At 73.6% G+C, this 23,504-nt stretch carries 24 protein-coding genes and 1 pseudogene; 9 read left to right on the forward strand and 16 right to left on the reverse strand.

Annotation, left to right across the window (positions count from 1 at the left end; all coding sequences use genetic code 11):
* Nucleotides 1-57: 57 nt before the first annotated feature.
* Nucleotides 58-519, forward strand: coding sequence for a MaoC family dehydratase (locus tag S1361_RS09415; RefSeq protein WP_208031387.1), 462 nt, complete (start codon nt 58-60; stop codon nt 517-519).
* On the opposite strand, the gene S1361_RS09420 is transcribed toward S1361_RS09415, so the two are convergent.
* The 3 genes from S1361_RS09420 to S1361_RS09430 form a co-directional block, all read right to left on the reverse strand.
* Nucleotides 516-1,139 carry a TetR/AcrR family transcriptional regulator gene (locus S1361_RS09420; protein WP_208031388.1) on the reverse strand — a complete coding sequence of 208 codons (624 nt, stop codon included), beginning with the start codon at nt 1,137-1,139 and terminating at the stop codon, nt 516-518. The genes S1361_RS09415 and S1361_RS09420 overlap by 4 nt on opposite strands.
* 72 nt (nt 1,140-1,211) lie before the next feature.
* On the reverse strand, nt 1,212-1,499 hold the full coding sequence (locus S1361_RS09425) for a YiaA/YiaB family inner membrane protein (RefSeq protein ID WP_208031389.1): 288 nt from the start codon (nt 1,497-1,499) through the stop codon (nt 1,212-1,214).
* 79 nt (nt 1,500-1,578) lie between these two features.
* Nucleotides 1,579-2,730, reverse strand: a complete 1,152-nt coding sequence (locus S1361_RS09430; protein WP_208036532.1) for an acyl-CoA dehydrogenase family protein — start codon at nt 2,728-2,730, stop codon at nt 1,579-1,581.
* Between the two features lie 81 nt (nt 2,731-2,811).
* On the opposite strand from S1361_RS09430, the gene S1361_RS09435 reads away from it, so the two are divergent.
* Both S1361_RS09435 and S1361_RS09440 read left to right on the forward strand, forming a co-directional pair.
* Nucleotides 2,812-3,453, forward strand: coding sequence for a TetR/AcrR family transcriptional regulator (locus tag S1361_RS09435; protein WP_208031390.1), 642 nt, complete (start codon nt 2,812-2,814; stop codon nt 3,451-3,453).
* Between the two features lie 46 nt (nt 3,454-3,499).
* Complete coding sequence (locus S1361_RS09440) at nt 3,500-4,213, forward strand: ArsR/SmtB family transcription factor (protein WP_208031391.1); 714 nt, start codon at nt 3,500-3,502, stop codon at nt 4,211-4,213.
* Nucleotides 4,214-4,344: 131 nt separating this feature from the next.
* On the opposite strand, the pseudogene S1361_RS09445 reads toward S1361_RS09440, so the two are convergent.
* The 10 genes and pseudogenes from S1361_RS09445 to S1361_RS09490 form a co-directional block, all read right to left on the reverse strand.
* Nucleotides 4,345-4,811, reverse strand: a pseudogene (locus S1361_RS09445) (MFS transporter); the annotation flags it as partial.
* A gap of 65 nt (nt 4,812-4,876) precedes the next feature.
* The gene (locus S1361_RS09450) at nt 4,877-5,959 is read right to left on the reverse strand and encodes a Zn-dependent alcohol dehydrogenase (protein ID WP_208031392.1); all 1,083 of its coding nucleotides are present in this window, start codon (nt 5,957-5,959) and stop codon (nt 4,877-4,879) included.
* Between the two features lie 14 nt (nt 5,960-5,973).
* Complete coding sequence (locus tag S1361_RS09455; RefSeq protein ID WP_208031393.1) at nt 5,974-7,362, reverse strand: aldehyde dehydrogenase family protein; 1,389 nt, start codon at nt 7,360-7,362, stop codon at nt 5,974-5,976.
* Nucleotides 7,363-7,517: 155 nt separating this feature from the next.
* The gene (locus S1361_RS09460) at nt 7,518-8,183 is read right to left on the reverse strand and encodes a class F sortase (protein ID WP_208031394.1); all 666 of its coding nucleotides are present in this window, start codon (nt 8,181-8,183) and stop codon (nt 7,518-7,520) included.
* Nucleotides 8,170-8,850 carry a hypothetical protein gene (locus S1361_RS09465; RefSeq protein WP_208031395.1) on the reverse strand — a complete coding sequence of 227 codons (681 nt, stop codon included), beginning with the start codon at nt 8,848-8,850 and terminating at the stop codon, nt 8,170-8,172. The genes S1361_RS09460 and S1361_RS09465 overlap by 14 nt, the downstream gene beginning before the upstream one ends.
* A 103-nt stretch (nt 8,851-8,953) precedes the next feature.
* On the reverse strand, nt 8,954-10,192 hold the full coding sequence (locus tag S1361_RS09470; RefSeq protein WP_208031396.1) for an MFS transporter: 1,239 nt from the start codon (nt 10,190-10,192) through the stop codon (nt 8,954-8,956).
* 22 nt (nt 10,193-10,214) lie between these two features.
* Entirely contained in the window at nt 10,215-11,636 is a 1,422-nt protein-coding gene (locus S1361_RS09475; protein WP_208031397.1) for a CitMHS family transporter, read from the reverse strand.
* A gap of 124 nt (nt 11,637-11,760) precedes the next feature.
* On the reverse strand, nt 11,761-14,001 hold the full coding sequence (locus S1361_RS09480) for a molybdopterin oxidoreductase family protein (RefSeq protein WP_208031398.1): 2,241 nt from the start codon (nt 13,999-14,001) through the stop codon (nt 11,761-11,763).
* 318 nt (nt 14,002-14,319) lie between these two features.
* Nucleotides 14,320-14,937 carry a TetR/AcrR family transcriptional regulator gene (locus tag S1361_RS09485; RefSeq protein WP_208031399.1) on the reverse strand — a complete coding sequence of 206 codons (618 nt, stop codon included), beginning with the start codon at nt 14,935-14,937 and terminating at the stop codon, nt 14,320-14,322.
* 80 nt (nt 14,938-15,017) lie between these two features.
* Nucleotides 15,018-15,575 carry a hypothetical protein gene (locus S1361_RS09490; protein ID WP_208031400.1) on the reverse strand — a complete coding sequence of 186 codons (558 nt, stop codon included), beginning with the start codon at nt 15,573-15,575 and terminating at the stop codon, nt 15,018-15,020.
* Nucleotides 15,576-15,727: 152 nt separating this feature from the next.
* Between S1361_RS09490 and hmgA the strand changes: the two genes are divergently transcribed.
* The 3 genes from hmgA (at nt 15,728) to S1361_RS09505 (ending at nt 19,104) form a co-directional block, all read left to right on the forward strand.
* The gene (hmgA, locus tag S1361_RS09495) at nt 15,728-17,038 is read left to right on the forward strand and encodes a homogentisate 1,2-dioxygenase (RefSeq protein WP_208031401.1); all 1,311 of its coding nucleotides are present in this window, start codon (nt 15,728-15,730) and stop codon (nt 17,036-17,038) included.
* A 46-nt stretch (nt 17,039-17,084) separates the two neighbouring features.
* Nucleotides 17,085-17,831 carry a GntR family transcriptional regulator gene (locus S1361_RS09500; RefSeq protein ID WP_208031402.1) on the forward strand — a complete coding sequence of 249 codons (747 nt, stop codon included), beginning with the start codon at nt 17,085-17,087 and terminating at the stop codon, nt 17,829-17,831.
* A gap of 118 nt (nt 17,832-17,949) precedes the next feature.
* A complete protein-coding gene (locus S1361_RS09505) occupies nt 17,950-19,104 on the forward strand; it encodes a type ISP restriction/modification enzyme (RefSeq protein WP_208031403.1) in 1,155 nt (384 codons plus the stop codon).
* Between the two features lie 35 nt (nt 19,105-19,139).
* Here the strand turns inward: S1361_RS09505 and S1361_RS39085 are convergent, their stop codons facing one another.
* The 3 genes from S1361_RS39085 to S1361_RS09515 are packed head-to-tail and all read right to left on the reverse strand — an operon-like array spanning nt 19,140 to nt 20,445.
* The gene (locus S1361_RS39085) at nt 19,140-19,340 is read right to left on the reverse strand and encodes a hypothetical protein (protein WP_243769129.1); all 201 of its coding nucleotides are present in this window, start codon (nt 19,338-19,340) and stop codon (nt 19,140-19,142) included.
* A complete protein-coding gene (locus S1361_RS09510) occupies nt 19,295-19,726 on the reverse strand; it encodes a nucleotidyltransferase domain-containing protein (RefSeq protein WP_243769130.1) in 432 nt (143 codons plus the stop codon). The genes S1361_RS39085 and S1361_RS09510 overlap by 46 nt, the downstream gene beginning before the upstream one ends.
* The gene (locus S1361_RS09515; protein ID WP_208031404.1) at nt 19,723-20,445 is read right to left on the reverse strand and encodes a TetR/AcrR family transcriptional regulator; all 723 of its coding nucleotides are present in this window, start codon (nt 20,443-20,445) and stop codon (nt 19,723-19,725) included. The genes S1361_RS09510 and S1361_RS09515 overlap by 4 nt, the downstream gene beginning before the upstream one ends.
* 63 nt (nt 20,446-20,508) lie before the next feature.
* On the opposite strand from S1361_RS09515, the gene S1361_RS09520 reads away from it, so the two are divergent.
* From S1361_RS09520 to S1361_RS09530, 3 genes are read left to right on the forward strand one after another with little or no spacing between them, the layout of a single operon-like run.
* Nucleotides 20,509-21,465, forward strand: coding sequence for an ATP-binding cassette domain-containing protein (locus tag S1361_RS09520; RefSeq protein ID WP_208031405.1), 957 nt, complete (start codon nt 20,509-20,511; stop codon nt 21,463-21,465).
* A complete protein-coding gene (locus tag S1361_RS09525; RefSeq protein ID WP_208031406.1) occupies nt 21,462-22,241 on the forward strand; it encodes an ABC transporter permease in 780 nt (259 codons plus the stop codon). The genes S1361_RS09520 and S1361_RS09525 overlap by 4 nt, the downstream gene beginning before the upstream one ends.
* A gap of 47 nt (nt 22,242-22,288) precedes the next feature.
* Entirely contained in the window at nt 22,289-23,485 is a 1,197-nt protein-coding gene (locus tag S1361_RS09530) for a CaiB/BaiF CoA transferase family protein (RefSeq protein ID WP_208031407.1), read from the forward strand.
* The last annotated feature ends 19 nt before the right edge of the window (nt 23,486-23,504 follow it).

A 23,504-nucleotide genomic window follows, 5' to 3' on the forward strand; every position in this document is an offset into this window, starting at 1 on the left:
CCTCGACCCGACCATGCTAAGCAGTTGCTTAGAGATACGAGCGAGAGGGCCGGGAACATGGCAGAACCGAGGATCTTCACCTCCCCCGACGAGCTGCGGGCAGCCGTGGGCGAGCAGCTGGGCCACACCGACTGGCTGGAGATCGACCAGAAGCGGATCGACCTGTTCGCCGAGGCGACCGGGGACCACCAGTGGATCCACGTGGACCCGGAGAAGGCCGCCGCGGGACCGTTCAAGACCACCATCGCCCACGGTTACCTCACCCTGTCACTGATCCCGCTCTTCGGGCCGCAGCTCATCCAGGTCGAGGGCGTGAAGATGGGCGTCAACTACGGGACGAACAAGGTCCGCTTCCCCTCGCCCGTCCCCGTCGGCTCCCGGGTGCGTGCCACCGCGAAGATCACCGGCGTCGAGGACGTCACCGGCGGCGTGCAGGTGACGGTCGCGTTCACCGTGGAGCGCGAGGGCGGCGACAAGCCGGTGTGCGTCGCGGAGTCCGTGGCCCGGTACTACCTCTAGTCCGCCCCGACCATGCGCAGCACGAGGTCGGCGTAGAGCGCGCCGACCTCCTCGGGGGTGCGCGAGCCGTTCACGTTGAACCAGCGGGCCACGTCGATGCAGAGCGACAGCACGGCGAGCGTGGTCCCCTTGACGTCGAGCACGTCGAACTCGCCCGAGGCCACGCCGTCCTCGATGATCCCGCGCACCTCGGCGTCCACCTGCTGGCGCAGCGCGAGGATCTCGGCGCGGGCCTCGGGGCCGAGGGCGTCGAGTTCGTACTGCACGACCCGCGCGGTGGTGCGCCGCCCCGCGTGCCAGCGGACGAAGGAGCCGACGGCGTCGGCCAGCCGCTCCCTGGCGCTGCCCTCGCGGCGGGCCGCCGTGCGCAGGATCTCCAGGGCCTTGTCGTGGCCGATCCGGCTGATCCGGTGGAGCAGCTCTTCCTTGGTCTTGTAGTGGATGTAGAGCGCGGCCGGGCTCATGCCGGCGCGGCCCGCGATGTCCCGGGTCGTCGTCGCGTGGTAGCCACGCTCGGCGAAGGCCTCCACGGCGGCGATGAGCAGCCGCCGGGCCGCGTCAGGGGTGACCTCTTCCCACGGCTCCACTTCGCCGCCGGTCGTCTCCTCCGCCGTACTCATCGCTCGCTCGCCCCTCTCGTGACAGGAGCACCACCATACCGCCGACGGTGAGCGATCGCTTAGCGTAGCCGCTCAGAGCTTCTCGAAGGGGTCGTGGTCGGCGAGCAGCTTCTCCAGGCGGGCCTGGTCGACGCGACTGACGAGCTGCCCGGCCTCCTGCCGGTCCCGGATGACCTTCGCGAGAGTGAAGGCGGACGTGACGAGGTAGAGGACGGCGATCGCCAGGAAGCCGCGCACCCAGGCGTCGGCGTCGAGCCGGAAGATGCCGATGGCGGTGGCCGCCATGGCGATCGCGAAGGAGGCGACGGCCTGGCCGTAGAACGCGGCCGTGCTCTGCTGCTTGACCGGTGTGTCACTCATGGCCCCAGCATCGGCGGACGCGGCCCGGGCTCCATCCGCCGGGATACTCAAAGAGGTACTCGCACGCGGCGCAACGTACTCAGAAGGCCGAAACCCCGGTCAGGGAGCGCCCGATGAGCAGCTTCTGGATCTGGCTGGTGCCCTCGTAGAGGGTCATCACGCGGGCGTCGCGCAGGAGTTTCCCGGCGGGGTACTCGTCGATGTAACCGTAGCCACCGAAGACCTGGAGGGCGTTGTTGGCGGCGCGCACGGCGGCCTCGGAGGCGAACAGCTTGGCCTTGGAGGACTCGACGGCGAACGGCTGCCCGCGGTCGATGAGGTCGGCGACCCGCCAGGTCAGCAGCCGGGCCGCGTCCACGTCGACGGCGATGTCGCTGATCAGCTCCTGCACCAGCTGGTGCCGGGCGATGGGCTTGCCGAACTGCTCCCGCTCGCCGGCGTACCGGACGGCCGCGTCCAGCGCGGCCTGGGCTATGCCGACACAGCCCGCGGCCACCGACATCCGCCCCTTGGCCAGCGCGGACATGGCGACGGAGAAGCCCTTGCCCTCCTCGCCGAGCATCGCCGAGGCGGGCACGCGCACGTCCTCCAGGACGAGTTCGGCGGTGGCCTGGCCGCGCAGGCCGAGCTTGCCGTGGATGGTGCGGCGGGTCAGGCCGGGGGTGTCGGTGGGGATCAGGAAGGCCGACACGCCCTTGTGGCCGGGGGTGTCGGTGGAGCGGGCGAAGAGCAGGACGACGTCGGCCCAGGTGCCGTTGGTGATGAACATCTTGGTGCCGTTCACGACGTAGTCGTCGCCGTCGCGCACCGCCCGGGTGGTGAGGTTGCCCGCGTCGGAGCCGGTGCCGGGCTCGGTGAGGCCGAAGCAGCCGACGTACTCGCCCGAGGTGAGCCCCGGCAGCCAGCGCCGCTTCTGCTCCTCGCTCCCCCAGGCGGCGATCGTCTTGGCGACGAGCCCGAGGGAGACGGAGACGATCCCACGGACCGAGGAGTCGCCGCGGCCCAGCTCCTCGGTGACCAGGCAGTAGGAGAGGTGGTCGCCGCCGGAGCCGCCGTACTCCTCGTCGACGGTCAGGCCGAGGAAACCGACCTCACCGAGCTTCTTCACGATGGCCCGGTCGACCTCCTCGGCACGGTCCCAGGCGACGGTGTGCGGGGCGATCTCGCGCTCCACGAAGTCCCGGGCGAGCCGCCGTACGGCCGTCTGCTCCTCGCCGAGCCCCAGGTTCACCACGAGATCACCCCACACCTTGAAAGCCGTACATTTAAATTAGCACTGCTAGTTTCCAGTCGCAGCCCTACTATGTGCGCCATGGCCCGACCGCGCAAGCCCCTCCTCAGCCCCGACCGGATCGTCGAGACGGCCCGGGACCTCGTGGACCGGGAGGGCCTGGCGGCGGTCTCCACCCGCCGGCTCGCCGCGGAGCTGGGGGTGAGCGGGCCCTCGCTGTACAACCACTTCGGCACCAAGGACGAGATCCTGGAGGCGGTCGCGGACTCGGTGAGCGCGCTGGTCGACCTGTCGATGTTCGAGGACGGCCGGGACTGGCGGACCGCGCTGCACGACTGGGCCGTCTCCTACCGGGCCGCCCTGCGCGACCACCCGAACATCGTCCCGGTACTCGCCCACGGCCCCGGCCGCCGTCCCGCCGCGCTGCGACTGGCCGACGCGGTCTACGGCGCGATGGTCGACGCGGGCTGGCCGCCGGCCCAGGCGACCTCCATCGGCGCGCTGATGCGGTACTTCATCATGGGCTCGGCACTCGGTTCGTTCGCCCGCGGCTTCGTGGACGACGCGAGCGCGTACGACCCCGCCGACTACCCCCACCTCGGCCAGGCCCATCTGCTCGCCGAGCAGCAGGAGAAGATCGACGAGCGGGCCTTCGAGACGGGGCTGACGGCGCTGCTGGACGGGCTGGCGCAGCAGTACGAGCAGGTGCGGCAGGGCGCGTGAGGAGGCTTCGGCCGGCGCCGAAGTGTCACTGCCGCATGCTGGGTGCATGCGCACGAAGGAGCCCCTGGCCGCCGGCCTCGCCGCACTCGCCTCGCTGGTCGCCGACGAGACCCGCGCCGCGTGCCTGCTCGCACTGCTGGACGGGCGGGCCCGGAGCGCCGGTGAGCTGGCCCGGCACGCCGGGGTCGCCCCGTCCACGCTGAGCGAGCACCTGGGCAGGCTGGTGGCGGGCGGCCTGCTCGCCGAGGAACGGCAGGGGCGGCACCGGTACGTCCGGCTGGCCGGCGCGCGGGTGGCGCAGCTCGTGGAGGACCTGGCCGCGCAGGTGCCCGAGACGGCCGCGCGGCAGGCTCCGCGCACCCTGCGGCAGTCGAGCGCCGGCGCCGCCATGGCCCGGGGCCGCACCTGCTACGACCATCTGGCCGGGCGGCTCGGCACCACGGTCACCGACGCGCTGACCGAGCGGGGCCTGCTGCGCCAGGACTCCGGGTTCGCGCTGACGGACGCCGGGCTGGAGTGGTTCGGTGCGGCGGGCATCCCCCTCGATCGCGCGGGGCGCCGCCCGCTCGCCCGCGGGTGCCTCGACTGGACCGAACGGCGGCCCCACCTCGCCGGGGCGGCCGGTGCCGCACTGTGCAGGCACGTCCTGGACGCCGGGTGGTGTGTCCGGATCGGGTCCGAGCGGGCCGTGAAGGTGACCCCGTCGGGAGAGCGGGCCCTGTGCGACCTGCTGGGCATCGAGGCGACGGCGTTGCGCTGACCCCGGGTGGGCGGCGTGCGCGGGGCCCCGCGTGCGGGCCGGCCCCGAGTGCGGGAGGGCGGGCTCGACGGTGTCCGCGGGCACGCGCCCGGGACGCGGCCGGGGAGCCGCGGCCCGGGGGCGTGCCGGGTTCAGCGGGAACCCGCCCTGCGCGCAAGGACCCTGATCGAGAGCAGGGCGATCACGGCGAGGGCGACGAGGTGGCCGGAGACCGCCATCGAGGTGCCCGTCGTCTCCAGCAGCACCATGACGAAGGGCGCGAGGCCCCCGCCGAGCACGGCCGCGATCTGATAGCCGAGGGAGGCGCCGGTGTAGCGCATCTCGGGCGTGAACAGCTCGGCGAACGGGGCGGCCTGGGGCCGTACATGATGCTGAGGAAACAGCCGGCGCCGAAGGTGCCGACCGCCAGCCACAGCAGCGAGCCGGTGTCGATCAGCAGGAACAGCGGGACGGCCCACGGCGCGATGCCGGCCGCGCCGAACGCGTAGATCCGGATGCGGCCGATGCGGTCGGACAGCGCCGCGGCGGCCGGGATCAGCACGAGCTGGGTGAGCTGACGCGGAATTGAGACGGTGAGCACCGCGTCGCGCCGCACGCCTGCGGCCCCGGCCTCGCGCGGAGGCCGGGGCGGCGCCGTGCCGGTCGGCCTCTCCGGTCGCAGCGCTAGAAGAGGACCAGGGCCCGGCCGCCCTTCCCCGCGAGCATGTTCTCGAAGGCCGCCGGGATGCCCTCCAGTCCGATCCGCTCGGTGACCAGGGCCGACAGGTCCAGCCGGCCCTCCCGTACGTGCTCGGCGAGTACCGGCAGGTCGCGGGCCGGATCGGTGTTGCCGTACACGCAGCCGGAGAGGGTGCGGCCCCAGTGGAAGATCTCCAGGGCGTTGAACGTGACCTGCTCCTCCTTGCCGCCGATGCCGACGACCGTCGTACGGCCGCCCCGGCGGGTGGAGTCCCAGGCGGCGCGGATGCTGACCGCGCGGCCCACACACTCCACGGCGACGTCGACGCCCTGCTTGCCGGTGAGGGCGCGGATCTCCCGGGGGGTGGTGTCGGAGGCGAGGACGTAGTCCGTGGCGCCGGCCGCGCGGGCCAGTTCCTCCTTCTCCGGCGAGACGTCGACCGCGATGACGCGGGACGCGCCCTCGATGCGGGCCGACTGGAGGGTGGCGAGGCCGACCCCGCCGACGCCGAACACGGCGACGGTCTCGCCCTCGCGGACCTTCGCCGCGTGGTGGACGGCCCCGTAGCCGGTGAGGACGGCGCAGCCCAGCAGCGCGGCGTCCGCCAGCGGCACGCCCTCCGGCAGCGGCAGCACGCAGGACGCGGCGACCACCGTCTCCTCGGCGAACGCGGCCACGTTCAGCCCGGGGTGCAGTGCGGTGCCGTCGGTGGTGCGGGCGTAGACGTCCGCGGCGCCGTTCAGCGCGTTGGCGCACAGCCAGACCTCGCCGAGCGTGCAGGCATGGCAGCCGCCGCAGGAGGGGGCCCAGTTGAGGACCACCGGGGCGCCGGGTGAGACGTGGGTGACGCCCTCCCCGACGGCGACGACCGTGCCGGCGCCCTCGTGGCCGAGGACGGCCGGGACCGGAACCCGCATGGTGCCGTTGGACAGGGACAGGTCCGAGTGGCAGACGCCGGCGGCGGCGAGGCGGACCCGGACCTGGCCGGGGCCCGGGTCGGGCAGTTCGATGCCGGTGATCTCCAGCGGGGCGCCGATGGCGGGCAGGACGGCGGCTCGTACGGCCATGGTGTCGGACTTCCTTAGAACTGGAGGGACTTGGTCTGCAGGTACTCGGCGAGCCCGTGCGTGCCGAGTTCGCGGCCGACGCCGGACTGCTTGTAGCCGCCGAAGGGCGCGAGGGGGTTGAACCGGCCGCCGTTGATGTCGACCTGGCCGGTCTCCATGCGGCGGGCGAAGGCCACGGCCTCGGCCTCGTCCGCGGCCCAGACCGCGCCCGCGAGCCCGTACACCGTGCCGTTGGCGATGCGCAGGGCGTCCTCCTCGTCGTCGTACCTCAGGATCGACAGGACCGGGCCGAAGATCTCCTCCTGGGCGATGGTCATCTCCGGTGTGACGTCCGCGAAGACCGTGGGGCTGACGAAGTAGCCCTTCTCGCGCGGGGCCTCGGGGCCGCCCGCGACCAGCCGGGCGCCCTCGGCGATGCCCTTCTCGATGTAACCGCGCACCCTCGCCTGCTGCCCGGCGCTGACGACCGGACCGATGCGGTCCCCGTACCTGGCCGCGGCGGTGGCGGCCAGTTCGACGGCCTCGGCGTACCGGTCGCGGTGGACCAGCATCCGGGTCCAGGCGCTGCACGTCTGACCGGAGTTGGACATCACGTTGGCGACCCCGACGTTCACCGCCTTGGCGAGGTCGGCGCCCGGCAGGATGACGTTGGCGGACTTGCCGCCCAGTTCGAGGGCGACCTTCTTCACGGCCGCGCCGGCCACCGCGCCGATCTGCCGGCCGACCGCCGTGGAGCCGGTGAAGGAGACCAGGTCGACACCGGGGTGTTCGGCCAGGGCCTGTCCGGCGACCGGGCCGAGGCCGGTGACCAGGTTGAACACACCCGCGGGCACGCCCGCCTCGTGCACCGCCTCGGCGAAGAGCTGCGCGGTGAGCGGGGTGTCCTCGGCGGGCTTGAGGACGATCGTGCAGCCGGCGGCGAGGGCCGGGGCGACCTTGGCGACGATCTGGTGGAGGGGGTAGTTCCAGGGGGTGATCGCGCCGACCACGCCGATCGGCTCGTGCAGGACCGTGGAGTTGCCGACCTTCTCCTCGAAGGCGTGGGTCGCGGCCAGCTCGGCGTAGGAGCCCGCGACGGCGATCGGCACGGCGGCGTGCACGTTCTGCGAGAACGGAAGGGGCGAGCCCAGTTCCGCGGTGACCGTCTCGGCGATCTCGTCCTTGCGGGCCGCGAGGGCGTCCCGCAGAGCGGCCAGGCGCGCGGCGCGCTCGGCGGGCGGTGTGGCGGCCCAGGCGGGCAGGGCGGCGCGCGCGGCCCGTACGGCGGTGTCGACGTCCAGCGCGCCGCCCGCCGGGACCCTGCCGACGACCTGCTCGTCGGCCGGGTTCACGACGTCGATCACGTCCCTGCTCTCGGCGGGGCGCCAGGCGCCGTCGATGTACAGGCCGTCATGTGCCTTCATGGTGTGTCCTCCCGGCGGGTCCGCGTCGTCCGGCACACAAACTAGCGATGATAGTTTTTTGGCGCCAGACGTTCCTGGGCCGCGGACGTTCCGGGACATCATCGCGAACGGGCCGGCCGGCGCGGACACGCAGTCCCCGCCGGCCGGCCCGCCGGTCACCTGGTCGCGGTCAGGTGGGCGAAGACCACCACGTTGCTGGTGTAGCCGGTCCGCCGGCTGAAGAGGCCGCCGCAGGTGATCACCCGCAGTTCCGGGCGGCCGGCCGGGCCGTAGACCTCCTTGTCGGGGAAGCCGGCCTTGTCGTAGACCTTCACCCGGTCCACGGAGTAGACGGCGGTACGGCCGTCCGCGCGCCCGACCTCGATGCGCCTGCCGGGACCGACCTGGGCGAGCCCGGCGAACACGGCGGGACCGGTCCTGGTGTCGCGGTGCCCGACGGCGACGGCGGTGCCGGCCTCGCCCGGCGTGGGGCCGCCCTCGTACCAGCCGACGAGCCGGGGCCTGTCGACGGGCGGTGTCTCCAGCTGCCGGTTCCGGTCGAGGCGGAGCGGGATGACGGGGGCGTCGATGCCCAGGAAGCGCACGCGGAAGGATGTCGGCCGGGACCGGGGCAGCGGGCGGGGCGGCGGCGGAGCGGCGGAGGCCGGTTCGGCGCCGCCCCCGCCGGCCGCCACGGTCTCCGGGGCGTGCCCGGCGGCTGCGCCGCCCGCCCCGCACCGGGAGCCCACCGTCACCAGGACGACCGCGAGCAGGGCCGTCCTGGCGAGGCGGTAGGCGCGGGTCCGGTACCAGGGCCTGCGTCGGTACCTACGCGGCACCATGGGGCCGCCGGCGGATCAGCCGGACGTACACGACACCGCAGACGGCGATCAGGCCCACGGCACCCGCGGCGGCCACCGGGGAGTACGCGGCGGCCGTGTCGATGAGACCGCCGCCGCCCGCGTGCACCCCGCCCTTGGGGCCGTTGTGGTCGCCGCCCTGGCCCCAGGACCCGTCGTTGTGCTGGGGGTCGGCGATCTGCCCGTTGGGACCGTTGGCCCCCTCGTGGCGCCCGTCCCTGCAGTTGACGCGGAAGACCTTCTCCTTCAGCGCCACGGGGGTGCCCACGGCCCAGCTGATCTTGTACTGGCCGTCCGCCAGGCCCAGCGGGTCGGTGTGCCCGGCGCCCCCCGCGAGCTGGATGGTGCCGGTGACGGTGGCAGCGGTGGCCAGCGGGGGCTGCGGAGTGATGGTGTAGGCGACGGCGGTGAGGGTGTCGAAGTTGACGGCCTCCAGATAGAACCTGCAGACCACCGGGTCGTCCTTGGCCGATCCCACGAGCGGTCCGTGGAGGTGGCGCTCGTCGTGGATCCGGATGTCGCCGTTCTCCCCCTGGGCCGCCGCCTCCGGCGCCGCCACCCAAGACGCGCCGGCCGCGGCTAGGGCGGTGAGGACGACTGCGGCGCCCGCGCGGGAGCCGGCGGCGCGTGGGAGTGTCAGGGTGGGCATGCGCAATCCTCCAAGTTCAGACGATTTTCATACAAATCGTTCTTCCGCCTGGACTCTGCGTCATCCACCCCGGGGGCCGTCGGCACCCGGGCCCGACGCGCCGTCAGAGATCGCTCGTGCGGCGCAATCCCGGGCGCCTCGGCCCCTTCCCGGTCACCCGTCCCGTCGGGCCGCCGGCCCGGCCCGGCGACCGCAGCGCCACTCCCGACGACAGCAGCAGCAACGCCCCCAGCATCACGAACGGCGCAGCGACCCCCGCCAGACCGGCGACCAGACCCGCGGTGGCGGGCGCCGCGACCTGGCCGAGCCGGTTGCCGGTCAGCCGCAGGGCGAGCGCGGTGGAGCGGGCCTCGTCGGGAGCCGCCTGCACCACCGTCGTCATCGACAGCGGCTGGCCCACGCCCAGGCAGAAGCCGAGGACCGCGAGCATCGCGCCGAGCGCCCACACCGGCACCGGCAGCGCCACCCCCGCGCACAGCAGCGCGGCCAGCAGACAGGTCACGGTGAGCAGCGCGGGCCGGCCGAGCAGCCGCAGCAGCGGGGTGAGCACGAGCCGGCAGGCGATGGTGGCGCCGGCCCGGAGGCTGAGCAGGACACCGATCACCGAGGGAGCGATGCCCCGGTGCTCGCCGACCACCGGGAGGTAGGCGGTGAGGATGTCGGTCGCGGACAGCACCGACAGGCTGATCAGCATGCCCGCGGGCACGCCCCGGGCCCGCAGGATGCCGGCGACCGGCACGCGGGCGCCCTGCCGCGGGCCGGAGCCGGCGGCCGTACGGTCCTCGATGCGCCACAGCGAGGTGAACGCGACGGCCGCGCCCGCGCCCGCCGCCACGAGGGCGAGCGCGCTGCTGTGCGCCATGTCGGGGCCGCCGATGAGCGCGCCCGCGGCGATCGGGCCCACGAGCTGGCCGAGGGAGGCGCCGATGGTGAAGTGGCCGAAGTTGCGGTCCTGCTCGTGCGCCGCCGACTGGCGGGCCACCAGCGATTGGGCGCCGATCACGAAGCACAGGTGGCCGAGGCCCATCACCCCGCTCCACAGGGCCATCGCCCACAGCGAGCCGGCGAGCCCGCTCAGCGCGCAGCCGCCGGCGACGAGGACCACGCCCGTCGGCAGCAGGGGCGCGCAGCGGCCGTGGTCGGTGCGCCGGCCGAGCGGTACGGCGGCGAACAGCGGCAGCAGCGCGTACACACCGGCGATGACACCGACCGCGCGTTCGTCGGCGCCCAGCGCGAGGGCCCGGTAGGAGACGGCGGGCCGGGCCATCGACACCGCCCCCTGCACGAAGGAGAAGGCGATGACGAGGCGGAGCAGCCAGCCGCGGTTCCCACCGGGCGCCATGGGTACGACCTCCGTCGGGTGATCAGATGATGCCGAACAGGATCCCGGCGCCGAGCACCACCAGCGAGGTGAGCGCGGCCCACTTGACCACGAACCGGGTGTGGTCGCCGAACTCGACCTTGGCCATGCCGACCAGCACGTACACGGCCGGGACGAGCGGGCTGGACATGTGCAGGGGCTGGCCGATGATCGAGGCGCGGGCGATCTCCACCGCGGGCACGCCGTGCGCCTGCCCGGCCTCGGCGAGCACCGGCAGGATGCCGAAGTAGAAACCGTCGTTGGACATGAAGTAGGTGAGCGGGATGCTCAGTACGCCGGTGACGAGGGCCATGTGCGGGCCCATGCCGTCGGGGATGTTGCCCACCAGCCACTTTGCCATGTGGTCGACCATCCCGGTGCCCTGCAGGACGCCGGTGAAGACGGCGGCGGCGAAGACCATGCCGGAGACGTTGAGGACGTTCTCGGCGTGGGCGGCGATGCGGGCCTTCTGGTCCGGCATGTGCGGGAAGTTGACGGTCAGGGCGAGGGCCGCGCCGAGCAGGAACAGCACCGGGATCGGCAGCCACTCCATGATCATGGCGGTGAGCAGGGTGACCGTGAGCAGCGCGTTGAACCAGTAGAGCCTCGGGCGCAGGGTGGGACGGTTCGGGTCGAGGCCCTGGAAGTCCTCGTCGGCGTGCTCGTCGCCGGGCAGACCGGTGCCGGAGCCGGAACCCGCCGCGTCTGCGATGCCCGTGCCGGAACCCGCCGCGGGCCGGGCCGCCGTGCCGGAGCCGGCGCCCACGAGCACCGTCTCGTTCTCCTCGACCAGCACCTCGTCCAGCGTGAGCACGCCGAGCCGCTTGCGCTCGCGGCGGCCGAGGACGTAGGCGAGGGCGAAGACGAACAGCAGGCCCATGGCGAGGGCCGGGATCATCGGCACGAAGATGTCGCCGGCGTCGAGCTTGAGGGCGGTGGCGGCGCGGGCGGTGGGGCCGCCCCACGGCAGGGTGTTCATCACACCGTTGGCCATCGCGGCGACGCCGGTCATCACGACCAGGGACATCTTCAGGCGCTTGTACAGCGGGTACATCGCCGAGACGGTGATCATGAAGGTGGTGGAGCCGTCGCCGTCCAGGGAGACGATCCCGGCGAGGATCGCCGTACCGACCACGATGCGCAGCGGATCGGCCTTGCAGAATTTCAGGATGCCCCGCACGACGGGGTCGAAGAGGCCGACATCGATCATCACACCGAAGTAGACGATCGCGAACATGAGCATCGCCGCGGTGGGGGCGAGGCCGGTGACGCCGTCGATGACGTAGTCGCCGAGCTTGGCGCCCTTGCCCACGAACACGCAGAACAGCGCGGGTATGAGCACGAGCGCCGCGATCGGCGACATCTTCTTCAGCATGATCAGGACCAGGAAGGTCGCGATCATGGCGAAGCCGAGGATGGTCAGCATGAGTGGATACCTAACGTTCGCCCTTGAACATCCCACCTGGGGGTCGGCGGTGCGATGACGTTAGGTCCGTCCAAACGGCGTTAACAAGACGTTGACGCGCGAGCAATAAGCGCAAAACTCCAGGTCACGGCTGTGCTGCGACCGCCGAGAGCTCAACGGGGACGCCGTTGAGGACCGCGTTGCCCGACAGCGGGTCGAGCAGACTGCCGTCGAGCAGCTGGTTGACGTTGACGCCGGGGTCGGCGGCGGCGTGGCGGAGCCGGGTCCCGGGCCGGTCGTGGCCCCAGCCGTGCGGCAGGCTCACCACCCCGGGCCGGACGCCGTCGGTGACCTCGGCGGGGGCCACCACCTCTCCCCCGGCGCCCTTGACCCGTACGGCCGCGCCGTCCCGGACGCCGAGGCGGGCGGCGTCCTCGGGGTGGATGTGCACGGTGCAGCGGTTGCTGCCGCCGGTGAGCGCGGGCACGTTGTGCATCCAGCTGTTGTTGGAGCGCAGATGGCGGCGGCCGACCAGGACGAGACCCGCCGGGCGCTCGCGCAGGGCCGCGCGGAGCCGGGGCAGGTCGCCGGCGATCGGCTCCGGCAGCAGCTCGACCTTGCCGCTGCGGGTCTTCAGCGGCTGCGGCAGGCGCGGGCGCAGCGGGCCGAGGTCGATGCCGTGCGGGTGGTCGAGCAGCCGGGCCAGGCTCAGCCCGTCGGGCCGGGCGCCGAAGCCGTCGCCGTACGGGCCGAGGCGCAGCATCATGTCGAGCCGCCGCTCGGGGCCGTTGTCGCCGGTCAGCCGGGCGGCGAGGTCGTGCGGGTCGCGGCCGTGCACCGGCCCGTGCGCGTCCCGGACGGCCTTGCCGAGGGTCTGCTCGATGACCATCGCGTCGACGGCTGCCGGGTCGGTGCCGTGCATGCCGCTCGCCGCCAGGACCAGCCGGGCGAGGATCTCGGTCTCCGCCATGCGGCCGGGCTCCAGCGGGACGGCGGGACGGCTGTAGCGGACCTGGTTGCGCACGGCGAGGGTGTTGAAGGCGAAGTCGTGGTGCGGGCTCTGCGCGGGCGGGGGCGGGGGCAGCACGACGTCGGCGTGGCGGGAGGTCTCGTTCAGGTACGGGTCGACGCTGACCATGAAGTCCAGGGACTCCAGGGCCTTGTCGAGGCGTTCGCCGTCGGGCGCGGAGAGCACCGGGTTGGCGGCGATGGCGATGAGGGCCCGTACCGGGGTGCCCTCGTCGGTGGCGGTGTCGATCTCCTCGGCGAGCGCGGAGAGCGGCAACTCGCCCTTGGCCTCGGGGTGCCGGCTCACCCGGGAGTGCCAGCGGCCGAGCGCGAAGCCGCGGCCGGGACCCGCCGGGCGGGGTGTCCTGTCGGTGGCGGCCTGCGGGAAGAGGGCGCCGCCGGGGCGGTCCAGGTTGCCCGTGAGGATGTTGAGGACGTCGACCAGCCAGCTGGCCAGGGTGCCGTGCGGGACGGTGCAGCTGCCGATGCGGCCGTAGACGGCGGCGGTGGGGGCGGCGGCGAGGTCGCGGGCCAGGGCGCGGATGTCACCGGCGTCCAGGTCGCAGGCGGGGGCCACGGCTTCGGGGGTGAAGTCGTCCAGTGCGTCCCGGAGTTCCTCGACGCCCTGGACGTGCGGGGCGAGGTGGCCGAGGTCGACCAGGTCCTCCGCGAAGAGGGTGTGTGCCATCGCGGCGAGCAGCAGGGCGTCGGTGCCGGGGCGGATCGCGAGGTGCCGGTCGGCGAGCTTGGCGGTGCGGGTGCGGCGCGGGTCCACGACGGTGAGCCGGCCGCCGCGGGCCTTGAGGGCCCTGAGCCGGCCGGGGAAGTCGGGGGCGGTGCACAGACTGCCGTTGGACTCCAGCGGGTTGGCGCCGAGGAGCAGCAGATGGTCGGTGTGGTCCAGGTCCGGCACCGGTATCGCGTTGGCGTCTCCGAACAGCAGCCCGCTGGAGACGTGCTTGGGCATCTGGTCGACCGTGGAGGCGGTGAACAGGCTGCGGGTGCGCAGGGCGCCGACCAGGAGGGGCGGGTAGAGGCCGCCGGCCATGGTGTGCACGTTGGGGTTGCCGAGGACCACGCCGACGGCGTCGGGGCCGTACCGCTCCGCGACCGGGCGCAGGCCGGCGGCCACCGCGTCGAAGGCCTCCTCCCAGGTGGCCTCGCGCAGGGTGCCGTCCTCGCGCACGAGCGGGGCGCGCAGCCGGTCGGGGTCGCCGTCGACGGCACCGAAGGCGGCGCCCTTGGGACAGATGAACCCCTTGCTGAAGACGTCGTCCCGGTCGCCGCGGGCGCCGGTGACGCGGGTGCCCTCGACGGTGAGGGTCAGCCCGCAGGTGGCCTCGCAGAGCGGGCAGATACGCAGGGCGGTGCGGGACACGGGTCCTCCCGGTGGGTGACGTCGGCGATGCCGCACGGACGTCAGGCGAGGATACCGACCAGTCGGCATGAAGGGGAGCCCTTGATGGGTGAGATCGCGTACTCGCCGGCCGGCAGGACCTGTGGTGGTGCCCGGCCCCGGTTTCACCCCGATTCCTCACCACGGACCGGTCCCGGCGAGCGCGCGGACGAGCTCCACCGTCTCGGCGAACCGCTCGCCAGGGCTTGTCTTTCCGCGGTCGTCGGCCGGCGGCCGTCAGGACGCGGGATCCGGACGCACCGGTCTGCGGGCCTGCCGGCCCGACCGGTGCACCACGCGTCAGTCCAGCACCCGCGCCAGATACGCCCGCAGCATCTCCCGCGTCTCGTGGATGATCGCCTCGTCTCCCGCGGGGTCGACCCGGAAGGCCAGCTGGACCAGGGTGTCCGCGGTCTCCACGGCGACCAGGAAGACACGGCCCAGTTCCTCGTCCGGGGTGCGGCCCAGATAGCCGGAGAGCAGCTGGATGAGCCGGTCGGCGACCCGGGTGTTGGGCTCGGCCTGCCGGACGCCGACCGGGATCTGGTTGCCGAAGTCGACCAGGGAGAAGCCGGGCGCGGTGCGCTTCATGGCGAGGTACTCGTCCAGGACGGCGTCCATGGCGGCCCGCCAGTCCCCCTTGCGGGTGTCCTTCAGCCGCTCGGTGACGCGCTCGACGTACCGCTCCAGGTTGCGCTGGGCGAGGGCGTCGGCCATCTGCCGTTTGTTGCCGAAGAAGCGGTAGACCGAGCCGATGGGGACTCCGGCGCGCTCGGCGACCGCGCGCGTGCTCAGGGCGTCGTAGCCGACCTCGTCGAGGAGTTCGGCGCAGGCGTCCAGGATCCTGGTCAGCCGTTCGGCGCTGCGCCGCTGGACGGGCGCGCGGCGAAGCGATGTCGCGTGGGGCACGGGCTTCATGATGCCTTTCCGCCGGGGTCCGGTGAACCTCTCCCCCAGTACGAAGACGGGTGGCCGGTGCACTCAGGCACCGGCTGTGCTCATCCGCCCCCGGCGGGTGACGCGGCCCCGGCCGACGGGTCCGGTGCGTCCGCCTCCGCGTCGGACACCGTGATGTCGGCGGTGCTCTCGACCGGCTTGCCGTGGACGGCCCAGACCGTGCCGTCGTCGGCGTACAGGCGCGCGGTGACCCCGTGGGTGCCGCGCGGGACGACGCCGGCGGCCACGTGGTACGCGGGGCCGTGCAGCCGGGCGATCCCGCGGCCGTCCACGAAGAGGCGGGCGAAGCCGCGGCCGGGGACCGCCGCCGGCCGCGCACCCGGCGCGGAGCAGCGGAAGTGCCGGAAGGTGAGCCGGACGTCCCAGCCGCCGGCCGGGTCCGGGGTGACCTCCATGCCGACCCGGGGGGCGTTCTTCGTGGGCACCTCCCGCAGGTTCCGGCCGGTGGTGTCCGTCTCGTCCAGCACCTTCCCCACGGGTGAGGAGGAGACCGTCCCGCCGTGCGCCTCGCCGTCGGCGCAGGCCGCCGCTCCGAACGGCAGCAGGACGCACACCGCGAGCGCGGCGAGCGGTCCACGCTTCCACTTCGTCCACGACATGACCGGGAGCGTAGAACAGCGGCCCGGCACGCCGGATCCCCCTCAAGTCTGGTTCCGGGCCTACCTCTGTGGGAGGACCCGGGGCCCTCTTGCGCGGGCCCCCACTCATTCCTACGGTGTTGCATAGGAATCGGGAGCGCAAGGGAGCGATCATGAGCGGGGACGCACGGAAGACCGCCGAGGGGCTGGCCTATCTGACCGGGTTCGGCAACGAACACGCCTCGGAGGCGGTGCCGGGCGCCCTGCCCGAGGGCCGCAACTCGCCGCAGCGCGCGCCGCTCGGCCTGTACGCCGAGCAGCTGAGCGGTACGGCGTTCACGGAGCCGCGGGCCCACAACCGCCGCTCCTGGCTGTACCGCATCCGCCCGTCGGCCGCGCACCCGGCGTTCACCCGCACCGACAACGGTGCCCTGCGCACGGCCCCCTTCACCGAGACCGTGCCCGACCCCAACCGGCTGCGCTGGAACCCGCTGCCGGAGCCCCCGGACGGCACCGACTTCCTCGCCGGCCTGTGGACCCTGGGCGGCAACGGCGACGCCACCCAGCGCACCGGCGTGGCCGTGCACCTCTACCACGCCAACGCCTCGATGGAGCGGGTCTTCTCCGACGCCGACGGCGAGTTGCTCATCGTGCCCGAGCGGGGCGGACTGCTGCTGCACACCGAGTTCGGCCGGCTCCATGTGGAACCCGCCCATGTCGCCCTGATCCCGCGTGGGGTGCGCTTCCGTGTGGAGCTCCTGGACGAGTCCGCCCGCGGCTATGTCTGCGAGAACTACGGGGCGCCGTTCCGGCTGCCCGACCTCGGCCCGATCGGCGCCAACGGGCTCGCGAACCCGCGGGACTTTTGCGCTCCGGTCGCGGCGTACGAGGACGTCGAGGGCCCGGTGGAGGTGGTGAACAAGTTCTGCGGCAACCTGTGGACGGCCACCTACGACCACAGCCCCCTGGACGTGGTCGCCTGGCACGGCAACCATGTGCCGTACGTCTATGACCTGCGCCGGTTCAATGTCATCGGCACCATCTCCTACGACCACCCCGACCCGTCCATCTTCACCGTGCTGACCTCGCCGTCGGACACCCCGGGCCTGGCCGGCGTGGACTTCGTGGTCTTCGCGCCGCGCTGGCTGGTGGGCGAGGACACCTTCCGGCCGCCGTACTTCCACCGGAACGTGATGAGCGAGTACATGGGCCTGATCGAGGGCGCGTACGACGCCAAGGCCGAGGGCTTCGTGCCCGGCGGCGGTTCGCTGCACAACATGATGTCGGCGCACGGCCCGGACCGGGAGACGTTCGACAGGGCGAGCGCGGCCGAGCTGCGGCCGCAGAGGATCGACGACGGGCTCGCCTTCATGTTCGAGACCCGCTGGCCGGTGACCCTCACCCCGCACGCGGCCGGCGCCGAGCACCTCCAGCAGCGCTACGACGACGTGTGGCAGGGACTGGAGCGGCACTTCCGGGGGTGACCGCCGCCGTTGCGCCGAACGTTCTCCGCCAGGTACGGATAGCCGCGTGACCTCCTTCGCTCCGGATTCGATCGTCCTGAACCGCAAGCTGCCGCTGTGGTACCAGGTGTCGCAGTCGCTGCGCGCCTCCATACTGGGCCGCTCGCCCCAGGACCCGCTGCGCCTGCCCACCGAGGAACAGCTGGCGGAGCACTACGGCGTGAGCGTGCTGACCATGCGGCAGGCGCTGAAGGAGCTGGAGGACGAGGGTCTGATCAGCCGCCACCGGCGGCGCGGCACGTTCATCGAACCCGACGTCCGGCGCGGGGCCCCGGTCCGGCTGCTGGGCTCGGTGGACGCGATCGTGGCCCAGCAGTCCGGGATGACGACCGAACTGCTCGGCCACGGCCGGGTGCCGGTGCCGGCCGGGCTCGCCGAGCACTTCCCGGACCTCGCGGAGGTGGCGGCGTACCACCGGCTGCGCAGCGACGAGAAGACCGGCGAGCCGACCAACCACGCCGTCAACCACATCCGTCCCGAACTGGCCGAGCACGTCGACCTGGACGACCTGGTCCGCTGGCCGATGACCAAGGTGCTGCGGGACCTGGTGAAAGCGGACATCAGCCGGATCACGGACACGGTGGAGGCGCGGCTCGCGGACCCGGAGACGGCCCGGCTGCTCCAGGTCCCGCTGCTCAGCCCGATCCTGCACTACACGGGCGTGACGTACGACACCGAGGGCCGGGTGCTGGACGTGGCGGTCATCCACTACCGGGGCGACCGCTTCTCGTTCACGGTCACCCTCGACGCGTGAGCGCTCCGCCGTCGGCCGCGAGGGGGGCCACGCCGGGCCGGTGGCCCACTGCGGGTGTGGCGGGGGCTGGTCGCGCGGTTCCCGGCGCCCCTTCGGGGGCGCCACCCGCTGTCGTAGCATGCCGTGCGTGACGCACGACGACGCTCCGCTGCTGGCGGACCTCATGCCGTGGTCCGTCGCACCGTTGCGGCCGGGCCGCGCCTGGCCGTCGGCGCCCGATGCGGCCTCGCTCAGGGCCCGCTGGGACGCCCTGCTGAAGGCCGAGGGGCCGGACCGGGAGCGCCTGTTCGAGCCGACCCGCGCCCGCACGCTCCGGTCGGCGGTGGCGCAGTTGCCCGGGCAGTCCACCGGTACGGAGCGGCTGGCGCGCGCGGAGGGGCGCTGTGCGGAGCCCGTGCGGGTCCTGGCCGCCGCCTTCGACGAGCAGTGGCTGATCCCGGACCACCGGCTGCTGGACGCGGCCCGTCCGGAGCTGTGGCGGGTGGCGGACGCGCGGCAGGTGTTCACCGTGGAGACGGGCGACGCAGACGGCCCGCTGCTGGCCACTCCGCACCTGCCGGTGCTGCGCACCGGCCGCGTCCGCCCGCTGTACCGCCGCCCCGGCGGCACGGAACCGAACCTGTCCCCCGGTCTGCTGGACCACCTGTCGGCCCGGCTGGGCGCACGGCCCTCGGCGCCGGACGTGCTGGCCTGGATCCTGGCGACGGTCCGCCCGGACCTCACCGTCCCGCTCACCGAGGACCCCGGCCTGTGGGCCGCCGGTGTGGACGTGGGCCGCCGGACGCTGTGGCTGATGCTCCGCGACGGCGAGCGCCCCAAGCTGCCGGGCGGCCGGCGCCCGTACGTCCGCGCGCCGCTGCCGAGCCGGCCCGCCGGCCTGCACTACGACCGTGACGAGGAGACCCTGCACCTGGACGAGGGCCGCATCTCCCCCGTCCCGCCCGCGGCCTGGGACTACGAGGTGGCCGGAACCCGGGTCCTGGAGAGCTGGCTGGCGGTCCGGACCGCACCGGCCGAGCCGGGCACACTGACCGCGATCCGCCCGGCGGCCTGGCCGCAGACGTGGACCTCGGAACTGCTGGAGCTGATCACCGTCCTCGCCCTGCTGGCGGAAGTGCGGCCGCTGCGGGCCGGGTTGGAGATGCGGTCACCGGTCACGGCGGCCGAGCTGCGGCAGGCCGGCGTCCTGCCGGCGCCGGAGGCGTCCCGCCGCCCCGCCTCGGTCCTCGACCACCACGAGGAGGGCCCGGAGGGACAGTTCGCGCTGCTCTAAGGGGTTTCGCCTGGATCAGGCGGGATCGGGCCCGCTCAGGCCGCGGCGTCCGGCGGGATTTTCGTCCCGTCCGACAGGGAGTTCGACGACAGGGCCGAACCCGCCGCGCGCCCGCGCAGGGCGGCCTCCAGCCGGGCGATGTCCTCGGCGTCCTTGGCACGGCGGGGCCGGGAGGGATCCCAGACCGGCATCATGCGCTTGATCTCGATCTGGACGCGCGGATCGACGATCGGCACCTCCAGGGCTCCGACTCCGCACCGAGCAGGCCCTCCGGCCAGGGCGTGCCGGCCCAGGGCCCGCCGGCGACGGTCACCCGGCCCGCCGCGTCCGTGCCGACGAGGGTGAAGCTGCTCTCCAGGCCGTCCTTCACGAAGTCGAGCTGGAGGCCGGCGGGCGGCCCGGGCACCGGGGTGTGGCCGAGCCGGACCAGGGTGCCGGCGAGCGGTTCCGCGTCCTTCGCCCGGGCGAACCAGTCGATGTCCCCGTGCTCCCGGGTGACCTCGCCCAGGAAGAAGTCCATGGCCCAGCCGCCGCGCAGCCAGAGCGGGATGCCGCCGGCCCGGGCGGCCTCGACCACCTCTTCGATCAGGGCCAGTTGGCGTCCGGCACGCTCCTGGTTCACCGGCTCCGCCGCTCCCTGTCGAAGGAGTCGAGGACCCGCTCCACCGTCCGTGCGAACACCGCCTCCAGATCGATCGGCCCCGGGTCCTCGGCGAACGCCGCCGCCATGCGCGGGTAGGCGCCGGTGGCGACCTGGCTGCTCAGGTAGGCGATGCGGACCGCGTGCTCCTCGTCCGGCGACCACGGCAGGGCACGGGCCCGCTCGGCGGTGTCGAGTTCGTTGCGGACGTACATCGTCACGACGCCGTTGAGCATCGCGATCAGCTCCAGCTTGGTGCCGTACGCCGCGTCCAGCGGGTCCAGGCAGGCCAGGCAGTGCTCCAGGTAGCGCAGGGCGTTCGGGCTGAAGCCGTACACGGGGGACATCAGGCGCGGCAGCCAGGGGTGGCGGTGCATCAGCTCGCGCGTCTGCCCGGCCACGCGGCGCATGTCGGCCCGCCAGTCCCCGCTCGGCTCCCACGGGGCGTGCTCGGCGCCGGCCGCGTCCACCATCAGCTCGTACAGGTCCTCCTTACGGGGGACGTAGTTGTACAGCGACATGGTGCCGCAGCCCAGCTCGGCCGCGACGTGCCGCATCGACACCGCGTCGAGCCCCCGCGCGTCGGCGATCCGGACGGCCGCGGCGGCGATGTCGTCGCGCGTGTACGCCGGTCTCGGGCCCCGGCCGGTGCGCTCGGGGCGCGCCCAGATCACCTCGGGGACGGCCCCTCGGACTGCCATCGGTCATCACCTCGGCCACCATCCTAGTTACGTACACCGTACGTAGTGCGGTATGGTCCCGGTATGACTACTACGTACACCGTACTTAGTGAGGGTCTGGAGAAGCGCTTCGGCGCCGTGCGGGCCCTGCGCGGGCTGGATCTGGCGGTCGCCGAGGGCACGGTCTGCGGGCTGCTGGGGCCGAACGGGGCGGGGAAGACGACGGCGGTACGGCTGCTGACCACGCTGCTGCGCCCGGACGGGGGCTCGGCGCGGATCGCCGGGCACGACCTCGTGCGGGAGGCGGCGGCCGTGCGCCGCCGGATCGGGGTCACCGGGCAGTACGCCTCGGTCGACGGGGACCTCACCGGCCGGGAGAACCTCCGGCTGTTCGCCCGGCTGCACCGGGTGCGCGGGCCGGCCGCCCGGGCCGACGAGCTGCTGGAGCGCTTCGGTCTGACCGAGGCGGCGGACCGGAAGGCGTCGGCGTACTCGGGCGGCATGCGGCGTCGGCTGGACCTCGCCGCGAGCCTGGTCCGCCGTCCCGACGTGCTCTTCCTGGACGAGCCGACCACCGGACTCGACCCGGCCAGCCGGGCCCGCGTCTGGCAGGCCGTGCGCGAGCTGAAGGCGGACGGCACGACGGTGCTGCTGACCACGCAGTACCTGGAGGAGGCCGACCAGCTCGCCGACGACATCGCCCTGATGGACCGGGGCCGGGTCGCCCACACGGGTTCCCCGGCCTCGCTCAAGGCGCTCATCGGCTCGCAGGTGGAGGCGGTGGTCGCGGACGCCGGCGCGCTGACCCGGGCGGCGGCCGTGCTCGACCGGCTGACCGGGAGGGAGCCGGTGTTCGACCGCGAGCGGAACGCGGTCGGCGCGGTCACCACCGACCCGACGCTGACCCTGCCCCGCCTGGTGCGCGAACTGGACGCGGCCGGCGTGCCGCTGCTGGACGCGGGCATCCGGCCGCCCACCCTCGACGACGTCTTCCTGCGGCTCACCGGTGAGTCCGCCGACAGCGAGGAGCTCGCCGCATGAGCGCGTTCGCGTACGACGGGCTGGCGATGGCCGGCCGGAAGCTGCGCCGGGTCCGCAACAGCCCGGGACTGGCGGTCCTGACGCAGCTGATGCCGGTCAACATGCTGCTCTTCTTCGGCTACGTCTTCGGCAGCGCGCTGGCGATGCCCGGCCGCGAGTACCGCTCCTTCCTGGTGCCCGGGCTGCTCGTCGCGACGGCCGCCGGCGGGCTGATGACCGGCATGTTCCAGGCCGCCCAGGACACCCACCGGGGCGTGACGGACCGGTTCCGCACGATGCCGGTGAGCCGGGCCGCCGTGCCCCTCGGGCAGGCCGTCGCGGACCTCGTCGTCACGGCCGTCGGGACGGTGCCGCTGCTGCTGACCGGGCTCGCGGTGGGCTGGCGGATCGAGGGGTCCGCGGCCGGGGCCGTGGGTGCGGTGGGGCTGCTGCTGCTCTTCCGGTTCGCCTGCACCTGCGCCGGGATCTTCCTTGGCCTGCTGTCCCGCAGCGAGGACGCCGCCGGACAGCTCGGCGCATCCTCCTTCGTGCTGCCGTTGCTGTCGAACGCGTACATCCCGACCGGCAACCTGCCGGGCTGGCTGCGCGCGCTCGCCGAGTGGAACCCGATCAGCGCGGTCACCACGGCCCTGCGGGACCTCTTCGGCAACGCGCCCGTCCCGGAGGGCTCCGCCTGGCCGGTGGCCCACCCGGTCGCCGGGTCGCTGCTGTGGAGCCTGGTCCTGATCGCCCTGTTCCTGCCGCTCGCGGTGGGCAGGTACGCGCGGGCCGAGTGAACCCGCACTGCTGACAGAACCGCCGGTCAGGGGAGATCATCCACCCCATGGATCACCTCCCGCTGCCCCTGGAGGGCATCACCGTCGTCGCCGTCGAGCAGGCCGTGTCCGCGCCCTTCGCGACCCGGCAGCTCGCCGACCTGGGCGCCCGCGTCATCAAGGTGGAGCGGGTCGACGGCGGCGACTTCGCGCGCGGCTACGACACGGCGGCCCGCGGTCTCGCCTCGCACTTCGTGTGGTGCAACCGGGGCAAGGAGTCCGTCGCGCTGGACCTGAAGGACCCGCGCGGTCTGGAGGTCGTACGGCGGCTGGTGGCGGACGCGGACGTGTTCGTGCAGAACCTCGCGCACGGCGCCGCCGCCCGGCTCGGCCTGGACGCGGCCACACTGTGCGCCGCGCACCCCCGGCTGATCGCCGTGGACATCTCGGGCTACGGCGGCTCGGGGCCGTACTCCGGCAAGCGGGCGTACGACATGCTCGTGCAGTGCGAGGCGGGGCTGGTGTCGGTGACCGGGACGCCGGAGCAGCCGGTGAAGGCGGGCATCCCGGCGGCGGACATCGCGGCGGCCATGTACGCGTTCTCCGGTGTGCTGGCCGCGCTCGTGCGGCGCGGCACGACCGGGCGGGGCGGGCCGGTGGAGGTGTCCATGCTGGAGGCGCTCGCCGAGTGGATGGGCCATCCGCTGCACCACGCGCTGCACGGCGGCGAACCGCCGGCCCGCACCGGGCTCGCGCACGCGGTGATCGCGCCGTACGACGCCTACCCGACGGCGGACGGCGGGCGGGTGCTGCTGTCGGTGCAGAACGACCGGGAGTGGCGGCGGCTGGCCGAACAGGTCATAGGCCGCCCCGAACTGGGCACCGACCCGGCGTACGCGACGAATGCCGCGCGGGTGGCACACCGGGAGCGGACCGATGCCCTGGTCGCCCGGGCGCTGGCGGCACTGGGGACCGAGGAGGCGCTGGCCCGGCTGGAGAAGGCGGGCATCGCCTGTGCGCGGCTGCGGGACCTGCACGAGCTGGCGGAGCATCCGCAGCTGGCGGCCCGGGAGCGGTGGCGTCAGGTGGGCTCGCCGGTCGGGCCGCTGACGGCACTGCTGCCCCCCATCACGCTGCCGGGCGGGGACGAGGCACGGATGGGTGATGTGCCCGCACTCGGCCAGCACACCGGAGCGCTGCTGCGTGCCGTGGGGATGACGGACGACGAGATCGCAGCGCTGCGCCGGGACGGTGTGGCGGCCTGAGCGCGGGTACCCCTGCTCG

It is taken from the genome of Streptomyces cyanogenus, from assembly GCF_017526105.1.
Taxonomy (GTDB): Bacteria; Actinomycetota; Actinomycetes; order Streptomycetales; family Streptomycetaceae; genus Streptomyces; species Streptomyces cyanogenus.